A 13,309-nucleotide genomic window follows, 5' to 3' on the forward strand; every position below is an offset into this window, starting at 1 on the left:
TGAACGCCTTGGAATTGTTTAAAAACCGGGCTCGGGCTCGCTCACGCGCCCGGGCCCGATTTGTTCCGTGAAAAGTTGAGCATCACGTTATTGTTATAGGATCATGTTGGGAATCAAGGAGTGCAGATTTTAAAGATTGTCCTGCACAAAGATGATGATCATTAAGGCAGAATATTTTAATATTCCCTTAAGCAAATTGATCTAATATAAGCCGGATAAATTGTTAAAGTGAAAATAGCTCATGTCTTATAACAAAGAATTACAATGTCTGACTCGATATATTGCCATTCCCGAAATCAATGCCTGTTTAGAACTCGCCTATACTGCAAAGTTAACCTCAAATCCCATCCCTACTGAAATTGAGAAACTGCGTGGGGAGTTATTGCGTACAACGGAGACTTTGAGAAAATACAACCCGAAGTCTTGGTCTGCGTTGAAATCCGTCTACGTTGGGTTTACAAATTTATTCTTCTTGCCCTGCACCCCAAACCATTTCAAACAAGTAAACAATTACCAGTACAATGAAATCGAGATGAACTTAAAAAAATTGCTACATCAATTGGCATTAGCTTATCCAACCAACGAGAATGACCTAATTGATCTTGAACCGCTCCCTAGCAATTTTGATGAGCGATTTATTACCTTACATGGCTGCCATTATCGACTCAATAACCTCGTCGAGTGGGTAAGGCATGCAGGCCAATTCACCTATCCTGATACGAATAAAGCGATGGATGCCTTTGATAGGATAGCTTTGACGAATCAATGTGAAACACTTGGATTATCCTTGCAGCCCTACCCTAAGCATTTAGATATATTCAACGAGGTACTTAGCCAAGTCAGATTGACCTTTGAGGATATTCATACACTCAATGTCCCCTATTATCACGAAAACCATTTTTTGGCGTTGGTATTCCTGATAAAAAACCATCAATATACTCTTCAAAACGCCATTGCTGAGATACAAGGACTGCATGGTGAACAAGTATCAGCCCTGATGAATTTGTTTCATTTGGGTCTTCGAGGCGATCATTTAAGAAATCTAGACATTGAAGATGACGATTTCACAGCCCATCATGAAGCCGTTATCCAAATTCTTATTGAAAAATATGATTTTTCTTTGGAGGAAGCCCTTGCTTATGTATCCAACCGTAGTATGGATGAAGTTCAAGAGGTCTATTCATGGCCTAGTCAAAATCGAGTTTGCTGAATCGAATTCGGATAGGGTGTATGGATGTTAACACCAATTGTCTAATGCCCCCTTTTCTTTCTCAAGGTGATTTGATTTAATTCTCAGAGCACATACGCTACACTAATCATTTTCAATAATAGCAAAACTTAGGCAACACCACGTGAAATTGATATTTTCCCCTGAATTCAAACGCGCATTAGAAGCGTCTACCCCAACTTTTTTTGCCTATTTCCCACTCGGGCTTTTATTTGGTGTTCTTTTTACGCAAACGGAGTTTCATTGGCTTGGTGCCCCGTTGATGAGTGCATTAGTGTATGCTGGGGCTGTGCAATTTGTGGTATTAAGCATGATGACTAATGATGCGTCATTGTGGGCGATTTTATTGGCGAGTTTATTTGTTGCTTTTCGCAATTCGTTTTATGGCCTGAGCGTTTCAGAGCGTTTCAAACCTGCGCCGAGATGGATGAAACCCCTATTGATTTTTGGGCTAGTTGATGCAGCGTATGCGGTTTTTGTTAACCGACCTATCTACGATGACATTGATGATAGTTGGTTTTGTTTTTATACCACCTTGTTGATGTATGGATCTTGGGTTGGAGGCAGTTTTGTGGGCGCCTTGTTTGCAAAAGCCATTCCCGATGTCAGTGGCATGGGTTTTATCCTCACTGCGTTTTTCTTTTTAATTGTCTTGGAATATTTTAAAAAAAACCAATCGATCGATGCATTAATTATCCCAGTGATTGCTTCGACCATTGCTTGGTTAATAGTGCCCCAGTATTTCTTGTTAATCGCAATCAGCTTGTGCGCTGTATATTTGCACATCAAAGTCAAGGTGATGCATGGCTAATCAATATTGGATAGTCACTCTGTCGTTATCCACCGTCATCATCCTGACTCGTTCGCTGCCATTTCTCTTCAGCGACAAAATGGGTGATGCATTCAACAAAATTGGCAAATTGCTGCCCGGCTATATCATGTTATGCCTGGTTGTATATGAAATTCACCCAAAATCGTTCACCCAACCACCTTATGCAATTCCCGATATTCTAGGGCTATTTATGGTGTTTTTAATTTTTAAAACCATGCACAACATGGTTTTTAGCCTAATTCTAAGCTTTGTGGTGTATCTGTTGTGCAGGCATTGGCTCGGTTGATCGTTTCATTATGCCGACGTCCCTGTCGTGGCATGGATTTTCCTAGGAAATTGATTATTATTTATTCGATAACCTGACCGTCTCATCGGCATGGACAATCGTGGGTGCTGGGACTGCCTGAATGAACTTAACAACGCTAGCCGTTCGACTGTCCATATTATCATTGGCAAAATTCAATACTTCCGACCATGTGCTAATCTCGCCCGATGCCAATCTTCGCCGCATGATGTCAAGTGGGTTAAAGAAGACATTTTTCTTCACTTCTTTGTTATACAAATCACAAAATCGAGCAAATTTTTGTTCATCTTCACTAAAGATAGTGTTAGTTGGTGTTAGATTAGGGACCTGACAAAGGGTAATCAGTGCTTCCAACTCAAATGCAGTGTGGTCTTGCCAACCAAACAAACATAAGATAGCTTGCCACCAAGAATCCACTGTATGGAATAAATGATGCAAATTATCTGTTGGAGTGTGGGCGCGAGTCATAAAGTTTCTTGCCAGTTCATGATGACCCGATAGGTAAGCTTTCGCTTCACGGAGCAATTGCTGTCGATAAGGGTGTAATGCTTGCGCTTGTTTATCGCTTACCCTAGCGCCATGGGCAATGAGTCTTGCAATCCCTTTTATTGCATTATCTTTTTGGCTATTCACATTCATTTGAGCTAGGAGAAAATCAATGGCTGTTTGATGTGTCACATCCGCCTCATTCAAATTTAAACCGACCGCACTGGGATGGGTCAAGATAATCTCTAACAAATCGATGTTGCCTTGTTGCGCAATCAATAACAAGGGCGTGCATTGCTCATTCATGCAAGGATAAGAACGATTTTCTTTGGTTAATAATTGGATAAAGGCATGTCGGTTATTCTCTAAAATGGTGAAGTGTATCGGATGCAAGAACACTGTCTGGTTGTTCTTATCTTGCCTATAGCAAGTCGCGTTAATGTCAGGATGGTGTTTTACGATACGATCAAATTGCCGCTGATCACCACAATGAATGCCATATTCCAATAACGTTTTACCGTAAGCGTCTCGGGCATTAAAATCAACGGTTAAATTTAAAGCAGACTCCACCGCACGCATCGTTCCCGTGTAGACTGATTTAACCACTTGTTTTGCTTTGTTGGAGAAACCTTTTGCTTTCTCAATTTTGCCAATCTCATCCTCTAAATTAACCCCATCATTAGCATCCAACAGCGCACGGGCAATATCAAATTTTTTCAACCGCAATGCACGGTGCAGCGGGTTATTGTCCCGTAAGCTCACCTGTTTGGTCAAAATAAACTGAATAAAAGGCAGCATATTGGATTCACAACTATGCTTTTCAATAAGATAGTCTAATAAAGTCAGCTTTTCAGCATTGATTAAAAAGTAATTATCTAAAAGCTTTAGATCTTGATTAACCTTTTCTTTAAATGCATCCACACCGGATTCAATCAGGGCATCGTGGGTGTTGGGGTTGGTAATTAACATGAAATGCTCCATTTTTAAAAATGGGCAATATTAGCACATAGCAGCCTCGAAACAAAATTTACTTGCTTATTAGAACGATATTCTCCTTGCACCCGCAGATCTTTAAGGTAAGTCGTCGTTGCGAACGTAGTGAAGCAATCCAGAGCAGATTTATGTTTGAGAGATCGAACTGGATTGCTTCGCGAAGCTCGCAAAGACTGGCTGTTCAAAAATATTTTAATGTAAAGTAACATAAGGTCAATCAATATTATTTTTATTAAAAATCCCTTCTTAAGAACCAAATAAGCTTGCCAACCGTACCAACTGTCGCTTCCTACCCCAATTCCCCACAGGGCCCTTAAAAACACCAGCAATTTGGAAGCCGCAATGCAAACAATGACCGCTGTCATCTAGCTGATAATCTAAAATATCATACCAATCTCGCTCAATGATGCGTTGATGGCATTGTGGGCAATACGTGCTACTGCCCTCTGTGTCATGAACATTGCCTGTGTAGACATAATGTAATCCCGCGTCCAACGCAATTTTTCTTGCTCGCTCAAGCGTGGCAGATGGGGTGTGGGGCTTGTCTTTCATTTTCCAATCCGGATGAAAGGCGGTAAAATGGAGCGGAACATCGGGCCCCAGTTCGGTGATAAACCAATCGCTTAATTTTTCAATTTCTGCATTGGAATCATTTTCATCTGGGATTAATAAGGTAGTGACTTCAAACCAAACATTCGTTTCTTTTTTTAAATAGATTAAGGTATCCAACACCGGCTGAAGATGAGCACCGGTTAATTTATAATAAAATGATTCAGTGAACGCTTTTAAATCAATATTAGCGGCATCCATGTATTGATAAAACTCTTTTCGTGGCTCAGCGTTAATATAGCCTGCGGAGACAGCCACGGCTTGGATGCCTAATTGATGACACGCTTTGGCCGTATCCATGGCATATTCCATGAAAATAACGGGGTCATTATAGGTATAGGCAACGGAAGCACAATGGAGCGCTTTTGCTGCTTGGGCGATATCTTCTGGCATGGCTTTGTCGGCCAGGGTATCCAGATCACGAGACTTACTAATATCCCAGTTTTGACAAAATTTACACGCCAAATTGCAACCAGCGGTCCCAAAGGATAACACCGGGGTGCCAGGCAAAAAATGATTCAAAGGCTTTTTTTCGATGGGATCAATGCAATACCCGCTGGAGCGTCCATAGGTGGTTAGTTTGATCTGATCATCCATATTTGCACGAACAAAGCACAAGCCTCTTTGCCCTTCTCGAAGCTTACAATTACGTGGACAAACATCACACTGAATGCGTCCATCGACTAGTTTATGCCAATATTTGGTTGGAACGGTATCAAACATCAGACTCTCGAATTAAATAAAAATCACACCAGAAGAACCCAAAAAAACGAAATTCTGAATCTCGGGTATACTTACTATAATTATAGTATGGTTTAATGTTTTCAACCCAACCGATTCAGGATGTACTATGACCGATTCAACCATTCGCCTCCCGGCTGTTGCGGGGTTATTTTATCCAGGCGATCAACACACGCTGCAAACGATTGTGGATGATCTATTACAACAATCACCCCGCTTTACCTTACAACCCAAAGCCATGATCGTTCCTCATGCCGGCTATATGTATTCAGGCAGCACGGCTGCAAGGGCTTATTCGTCGTTGGATAAGTTTGCAGACACCATCAAAAAAGTGGTGATGCTTGGACCAGCGCATACGGTCTATTTCAAAGGCATTGCCTTGGATTCTGCCAATTATTTTGCAACCCCCCTTGGCGATATTCCAATCGATGAATCATTACGAAGGCAAGCGCTAAAATTGCCTTTTGTGCAATCGCTTTCCCAAGCCCACAGCAAAGAACATTGCCTTGAAGTGCAACTTCCTTTTTGCCAACGTGTCTTAGGTGATTTCACCTTACTCCCTTTTGTCGTCGGCGATTGCAGCAAAGAACAAGTCATGCAATTGCTTGATGTCGTATGGGGTGGACCAGAGACGTTGATTGTTATTAGCAGTGATCTAAGCCATTATTTACCCTATGCAGTGGCGCAACAAAAAGATAGCGAAACTTGCTTATTCATTGATTCGTTGGAAGAAGAAGCCATAGGCCATGATAGTGCCTGTGGCTATTATCCGCTAAGAGGGTTTCTAGCTTACGCTCGTCAACGGGGAATGGTGGCCAATCGTCTTGCCTTATGCAACTCTGGCGACACCGCCGGAGATAAATCTCGTGTTGTCGGCTATGCAGCATATCACTTTTATGAACAACTTCGCGTTAGCGATTATTGTGGTGAGGAGCTGTTAGCGTTAGCAAACCAAACCATTGAAGCCCAGGCGATAGAAGGGAGATCGTTTGAATATGAACCTAGCCATTATTCCGATGTCTTAAACCTTCTTATCCCTTCATTCATCACCCTCAGCAAACAAGGGCAACTCCGAGGATGTATGGGCAGCTTAAAAGCGCAGGATAATCTCGGCAGAAATGTGATTCATAACGCCCATCAAGCCGCGTTTGCTGACCCGCGCTTTGAACCAGTCCAAGGGCATGAAATAGAAGAGTTATCCATCTCAATTTCACTTCTTACCCCGCTTGTCCCCGTACAATTTAGTTCTTATGAGCAATTGTTAGAACAGGTGAGGCCCGGTATCGATGGCCTATTGCTGCAATACCAACACTATCACGCCACCTTTTTGCCGTCAGTGTGGGAAACATTACCCCGTAAAGAGGAATTCATCCACCACTTGTTAGTGAAAATGGGCTTGGCAAAAAATTTCTGGTCACCCCAGATGCAAGCTTGGACATACCAAACAGAGTATATTCAAGCAGCCAATACAATTGCCTGATTTTGTTCAAAGAAGGACTGACAGGTTGACCATTTGTATATTCCTCATTAACCCTCTATATTTAAAGAAAAATACAAGGATTAGGTTATGACCATACTATTCATCCTCATCGCAATCTTAGTGGCGTACGCCATTTTTGTTTATAACAAAATGATTATGCAACGGAACCAAGTCAAAGAAGGTTGGAGCGGCATTGATGTTCAATTAAAGCGTCGACATAATCTCATACCCAATCTGGTTGAAACCGTACAAGGGTATGCTGGCCATGAAAAATCGGTGTTTCAAGAAGTGACCGAACTGCGAAGCCAAATCCAATCAACCCATGATATCAATGAAAAAGGAAAGCTAGAATCGGCGTTATCGCTGGGATTGGAGAAATTAATCGCGGTTGCCGAAAATTACCCGGATTTAAAAGCAAACGAGAACTTCATCCATCTTCAACAAGAACTTAGTCAAATTGAAGATCAAATTCAGATGGCTAGGCGTTATTATAATGGCGCTGCCCGTGATTATAACACCACCATTGAAAGCTTTCCCCAAGTGATCATTGCCAATTTTTTTGGCTTTGGCCACTATGATTACTTTGAAATTGAAGACGATTTAGAAAAAGAAGTGCCGAAAGTTTCTTTTGGTAAACAAAAATCTGACGATAACAAGTCATGATCCGAACGTTCGTTGCAGTCACCTTATTGCTTCTAACTGGCTGGACACAGGCTCAAACCACTGTGATCAATCGCTATGATACGCTTTTAAGCGTTTTCAAAAATTCAGACATGACCGTCACAGAAACCATCAACATCACAACCGATGGCCAGCGAATCAAGCATGGCATTTTTCGCGACATACCGATTTACTATCAAACCAAACAAGGCGCTAATTTCAATATAGGCTTTCACCTCTTAAGTGTTAAACGCGACAACCAAGATGAGCCCTTTTTTATTCAGCAAAAAAGCAATGGTATTCGCATCTATATTGGCTCTAAAAACAGACTACTCCCACCCGGCACTTACACCTATGAAATTGCTTATGCCGTTGACCGGGCTATCGGCTTTTTTGACTCGCATGATGAATTATATTGGAATGTCACCGGCAATGGCTGGGATTTCCCCATCACCAAAGCAACGGCTCTGTTGATCTTGCCCTCAGACGCCAAAATCAACCGCGTCACGGCCTTTACCGGCGCGTTTGGCAGCCGCGCGGGGAATGTTGATATCAGCTTCCCTAACACCAATGAAGCACAATGGGTCACCCAAGCGCCACTTCCCCCTCATCATGGCTTAACGGTGGTGGCTGCTTGGCCTAAAGGAATCATCACTAAACCGAGTTTTGCTGATCAAATTGGCTATTTTGCCCGGGATAATAGTGCGTATCTCTTTGCCGGTCTTGGCTTAGTCTGCCTAATCGGATTTTATTTCATTGCTTGGTTCTATATGGGACGAGACCCGAAAGCAAAAACGATTATCCCACTGTTCGAACCGCCAGAAGGCTTATCCCCGCAAGCATTACGGTATATCAAAAAAATGCGCTATGACAATAAAATGTTTACCGCAGCCATCGTTAATATGGCAGTGAAACATCACCTGACTATCCATAAAACAGGGAAAAACTATACTTTAGAAAGAATTAATCCAGATCAAAACAACTTAAGTGTGGCTGAACGTTCCCTGAGCAATGCCTTATTTGAAACCCAATCAAAAATTGTCATCAGTCAAGATAACCAACCGACCATTGCAAAAGCCGTCGATTCGTTTAAGAAAAGCATGAAAGCGGAATTTGAAAATAAATACTTTATTCGCAATAGCGCCATCATCATCGTTGGTATTATTATCAGCCTTCTAAGCCTATTCCCCCTATTTCAGCAATATACTCAAATGCTTGTTCCCATGCTAGCTGGCGCTTTTGCCGTGGTTTTATTGATCCAAGCCTCTATTACCCTGCGTGAAAGTTATCAAGAGAATGGTTTGGGTTGGGCAACCCTCTCGTCGGCAGCCATCTCAACTTTTATACTCATCGCCATTTTCTTTTTCGTCGCCCAAGATTTTTTTCGCAGCGCTTTGTTACTAATGGGCATGGCTGGCTTGTTTGCTTTGGTAAATACGGTTTTTTATTATTTGATGAAAAGACCCACCATGCTAGGTGCTAAAGCTATCCACCACGCCAAAGGGTTTGAATTATTCCTAAAAGCCACCGAAGAAGACCGGTTAAATTTTCGCAATCCGCCTGATAAAACCCCCGAATTATTTGAAGCTCTGTTGCCGTTTGCCCTCGCATTAGGCTTAGAGCAGGCCTGGTCCAATCAATTTGCCAACATGCTTGCTAAAAGCCAATATCAGCCTAGCTGGTACACAGGCACCTATTTTGGCGATTTCAATCCCGCGAGTTTTTCTCAATCCGTGGGCAGTTCCCTTAGCAGCGCTATCAGTAGTGCCAGTGTCGCCCCAGGGTCAAGTTCCGGCTTTAGCGGCGGAGGTTCCAGCGGCGGCGGCGGTGGCGGCGGTGGTGGCGGCGGCTGGTAAACTCTAACCCCTTCAACGATCTCAAATTGATAAATCTAGTCAATTTATATTCACTTTGCCGTTATTATGTGTTATTATTCTGCCACCTGTGCATTATCTGATTACATAAGAGGCTTTATGGGCAAGTATCTGGATGATTTGGACAACAAACTAAAATTAACACATCAGGATGATTATTCCCGCTACCAATACCAGTCGTTTATGACTGGCCCTGAATGGCGCAATGTGGAAATGGCTGAAGAGTTTGCGCAATTTTTAAACGATGGCAACTCTTACTTCTTTTTCCCATTTTTCCGACAAACCGCTGGCTTATGGCGTGTATTTTGGCATAGCTTTCGCGCGGCACGTCAATATAATTCGTTTATGGAAGTGGCCACATCCGAATACATGCTCATGGATTTATTCGTTTGCATTTTCACCACCATGGAAATGCTGCCCAAAGGAATGATGTCGTTGCTGTTGTGGCCATTTTTGAATAAATCAAACCCAACACCAATGCAGCAACACCTAGCCGAAGCTGCCAAAAAATATGCGGCAGATTTACAAACCGTTCCATTTTATGATCATGACTATGATTCAATGCGTCGCGATCTAGCTCAAAAATATCAACAATGCCAACCTGTGTCCTGGGTCGATTGGTGGAGTTGGAAATACGTCTCCCTGGAACTTTTCGCTCGAAAATGGATTTCCAAACCATTGCAATGGATCTATTCGGCCGTACCCGAAGGCAAAGAAGGCGAAGAAGCAACACCGGTAACGCAAGTTCCCCCCGTGACAGATGCCATTGTTAAATTAAAATTACCAGGCCAAGTCCCAGAAGCGGAAGCAAAAAAAGCCATGACTGACAAGCTTAGTAACATACTCGGTGTGGCTGTGGTTGACAACCATGTCTTTGTCAAACCAACCAAAGAAGAAACGAATGAGACTAGTATTTATGCTTATGTCCGTGTACCACGCTATAAAGCATTCATTCAAACCGTTAAGGCCATGAAAGAAGAAGATATCCATTTACGTCGTATAGCGGGACAAGATCGCATCCAGATCAAATGTGAACAAACAGCGTCTGAACAATTGACTGATGAAGTGCCCGTTGCGGCAACGAAAAGCGATAACGAGGCTAAAATCTTGTATTCCTATGGTGATTGTTTACATGCCAATCGTCGAATATTAATGTTTGATGCACCGATTAAAAATTTAGATCAAACCTTGGATAAATTAGAAAGCCAAGACGGAACACGCATTGAATTTATCCATAATTTTTAAAAGAGGTTACTTATGTCGATTTTTTCTAAATTAATGAGAACCCCCTTAGGGCGCCTTTCCAGTATCCCTGCAGATTATATTGATGAAATTTATCTGAATGATACGGCAAACGGTTGGTTAAGTAGCTTAACCCGATTTGTGAAATTACGTCTCGTCTATACGTTTGCATTTATCCCGGCAGTATTTATCGACATGATAATCGCCTTACCAATCGCAAGCTTTTTTGCATTCCGCTCACTTTTTACCAGTGATGAAACACAGGATGCCCGCTTGGCAACGCAAAAGAAGTTCGCCACCATTTTTAGTAAATGTTTGTATGCACTATTGGCCACCTTACCCGGCCTTGTCAACCCGAAGTTGGTCGCATTTTACTTTACCTCAGAGAAAAATAACGACCAGGGTGTTCACGCAGGTGGCGGCTACTATCACAATGAAAATGCTCAATTGTCCAAACCCGATAGTGTTGACGACTTGGCAGCAATCATTAAAAAAGCCAATGAAAACGGCCACCAAGTGATTCCCGTTGGTGCTGGTCGAAGCCAAGGAAAACAGTTTTTACCGGCTGAAAATGGTAAAAAATCCGTGGTCATTGACTTAAGCGAACTGAATACCGTGTCCATTGATTCTCAATCTAAAACAGCCACCGTTGGCGCCGGAGCAAAATGGTCGGACATTCAACTACAAGCCAATAACCATAAGTTAGCATTGCAAGTCATGCAAGCATCCAACGTGTTTTCAGTCGGCGGTTCGATTGGTACCAACATCCATGGGTGGGATCATCACATGGGAATGCTATCGAATACCATCGAAGAAATGCAAGTCGTTACCCCAACCGGTGACATTAAAACGATCACACCACAAGATGAGTTATTCCATCAAATCACCGGCGGTCTTGGCTTATTTGGTATTGTCACCCAAGTAAAATTAAAATTAACCGATAATGAGGTTTTGAAAGAAACGGGCGTTAAAGTCGATCCCAAAGACTACGTGAAATACTTCCAAGACACCGTCCAAAATGACGATGACACGCGCATGCATTTATATCGACTCTCATTGGATCCAAATAACTTATTGGGTGAAGGCGTGGCAGTGAATTATAAGCGTGTGCCTGAAAAAACCAAGCCTGTCAAAAAAGATAACCTATCGATGGAGTCTCATACCGGCTCACGATTTAATATCGTTGTTGTTAACATTATGCGACGTATTGGGTGGCTACGCAAACTGTATTGGAACTACGAAAGCGGACGTGTTTTAGCCAACAAAGAAGAGCCTATTAGTCGTAATGAAATCATGCAACCGCCGATTAATGCCATGTTTAATTCATCCGTGAGTGAAAGCGAGTGGCTGCAGGAATATTTTTTACCCGGTGATAAGTTGGCTGGATTTTTACAAGAACTCGGTCAATTATTGACTGATAATCAGGTTGTCTTATTGAATGCCTCGGTTCGTTATGTGAAAGAAAATAACAACTCGCCCATGTCCTATGCCCAGAACGGTGATAAATTTGCCGTTGTTTTATGCTTTAATCAGTCGCTACAACCCGACCAGGTGATTAAAGCGCAAAAATGGTTACGCAAAGCACAGAATATGGCGGTGAACAACGGCGGTACCTTCTACCTGCCCTATCAGCATGTGACCAACCCAAAAGATTTCGCACAATCTTATCCCCGTGCACAAGAATCAATAAACGCCAAACAAACGGTTGATCCAAAGCATGTGATGGGTAGTGGCTTTGCAGCAAAATATTTGTCGAATACACCCGAGCCTGTGAATCACTTTAAAGTGATCATGCGCGATAAAGACACGTTTAATCAGTTTGCTGGCTTCTTAAAGGTGGTGCTAAAGCGAGTTGATTCTGACGCGTTATACCATTTGTTAAAAGACATCATGGAATATAAAGATACCCACGAAGAAATTTATCGGGAGCTTTGCCAACGCTTACCGGAAATTACGCCGGGTGCCCTGTCTGATATCGGCAATCAGTTGCAATCGTTGTCTGAAATCAAACATGATCTAGCAGAGCAAGCACAAACCCTGTTGCCTAGTGATCTGAAAGAAATCAATGGCATGGTTGAAATTGGCTATCCTGGTCGTTTTATCAATGGCTTTAAAAAGAAATACCACGTCACCGGCAATCTGGTGGCAATGAAAGAAACACAACCCGGCTTAATGGATTATATGCAAAGTGGCATTCCAACCTCTTACAAGCAATTTGAGCTATTGGATTATGCCAATCCTAGTTTGAAAGCCTTACCCGATAACAGTGCCGAAGTGATTACCTGCTATGTGGGCTTGCATCACTTCCCGGAAGAAAAAGTCGATGCTTTCTTAAAGGATGTGGCGCGCGTGTTAAAACCCGGTGGTCATTTCTTGTTAGTGGATCACGATTGTGACAATGAGTTAACCCTCAGTATGGCACATATGGCACATAGCATCTTTAACGCGGTGAATGGTATTTCCGTTGAAGAAGAATTAAATGAAACACGCCACTTCCATGCGATGTCATACTGGCAAGGTAAGCTTAAAGAAGCAGGACTTGCAGGCGACATAAAAGGTGCCGATGTGCCAATGATTCGCGAACATGATGCGAGCCGAAACCGCATGGTGAGTTTTGTTAAGCCATCCCCACAACTTCAAGCGATACAAAAATTAGGCGCACCTGAGCAAGATACCAGTTCAAAGTCACCTGTGACCAGTAGCCCTCAGTCTGTTCACCTTTCTGGACTTAACTTGTTTGCTTCACAAGTCCCTTCTGATCCAAAATCAGTCGAACAAGTGAACACTGATCAAGTAACTTACCAATAAAAGTCGCACTCCCGTCGTTGCGAGGAGTAAAGCGACGAAGCAATCCAGATCG

At 42.5% G+C, this 13,309-nt stretch carries 10 protein-coding genes; 8 read left to right on the forward strand and 2 right to left on the reverse strand.

Features of this window, described 5'->3' with window-relative positions:
- Positions 1–241 precede the first annotated feature (241 nt).
- From AB3348_RS13730 to AB3348_RS13740, 3 genes are all read left to right on the forward strand, one after another.
- Complete coding sequence (locus AB3348_RS13730; RefSeq protein ID WP_367608180.1) at positions 242–1,210, forward strand: hypothetical protein; 969 nt, start codon at positions 242–244, stop codon at positions 1,208–1,210.
- Positions 1,211–1,352: 142 nt separating this feature from the next.
- Positions 1,353–2,039, forward strand: a complete 687-nt coding sequence (locus tag AB3348_RS13735) for an AzlC family ABC transporter permease (protein ID WP_367608181.1) — start codon at positions 1,353–1,355, stop codon at positions 2,037–2,039.
- Complete coding sequence (locus tag AB3348_RS13740; RefSeq protein ID WP_367608182.1) at positions 2,032–2,346, forward strand: AzlD domain-containing protein; 315 nt, start codon at positions 2,032–2,034, stop codon at positions 2,344–2,346. Before AB3348_RS13735 ends, AB3348_RS13740 begins: the two co-directional genes overlap by 8 nt.
- Before the next feature lie 57 nt (positions 2,347–2,403).
- On the opposite strand, the gene AB3348_RS13745 is transcribed toward AB3348_RS13740, so the two are convergent.
- Positions 2,404–3,819, reverse strand: a complete 1,416-nt coding sequence (locus tag AB3348_RS13745; RefSeq protein ID WP_367608183.1) for a hypothetical protein — start codon at positions 3,817–3,819, stop codon at positions 2,404–2,406.
- A gap of 270 nt (positions 3,820–4,089) precedes the next feature.
- Entirely contained in the window at positions 4,090–5,175 is a 1,086-nt protein-coding gene (gene amrS, locus AB3348_RS13750; protein WP_367608184.1) for an AmmeMemoRadiSam system radical SAM enzyme, read from the reverse strand.
- Positions 5,176–5,302: 127 nt separating this feature from the next.
- Between amrS and amrB the strand changes: the two genes are divergently transcribed.
- From amrB to AB3348_RS13775, 5 genes are all read left to right on the forward strand, one after another.
- A complete protein-coding gene (gene amrB / locus AB3348_RS13755) occupies positions 5,303–6,673 on the forward strand; it encodes an AmmeMemoRadiSam system protein B (RefSeq protein ID WP_367608185.1) in 1,371 nt (456 codons plus the stop codon).
- Between the two features lie 87 nt (positions 6,674–6,760).
- Positions 6,761–7,336 carry a LemA family protein gene (locus AB3348_RS13760; protein ID WP_367608186.1) on the forward strand — a complete coding sequence of 192 codons (576 nt, stop codon included), beginning with the start codon at positions 6,761–6,763 and terminating at the stop codon, positions 7,334–7,336.
- Positions 7,333–9,189 (forward strand): DUF2207 domain-containing protein, encoded by a 1,857-nt coding sequence (locus AB3348_RS13765; protein WP_367608187.1) that lies wholly within the window; start codon positions 7,333–7,335, stop codon positions 9,187–9,189. Before AB3348_RS13760 ends, AB3348_RS13765 begins: the two co-directional genes overlap by 4 nt.
- A 117-nt stretch (positions 9,190–9,306) precedes the next feature.
- The gene (locus AB3348_RS13770; protein WP_367608188.1) at positions 9,307–10,452 is read left to right on the forward strand and encodes a hypothetical protein; all 1,146 of its coding nucleotides are present in this window, start codon (positions 9,307–9,309) and stop codon (positions 10,450–10,452) included.
- 12 nt (positions 10,453–10,464) lie between these two features.
- A complete protein-coding gene (locus AB3348_RS13775) occupies positions 10,465–13,257 on the forward strand; it encodes an FAD-binding protein (RefSeq protein WP_367608189.1) in 2,793 nt (930 codons plus the stop codon).
- Positions 13,258–13,309: the final 52 nt, after the last annotated feature.

Source organism: Legionella sp. W05-934-2, assembly GCF_964199965.1.
Classification (GTDB): Bacteria; Pseudomonadota; Gammaproteobacteria; order Legionellales; family Legionellaceae; genus JAFIFT01.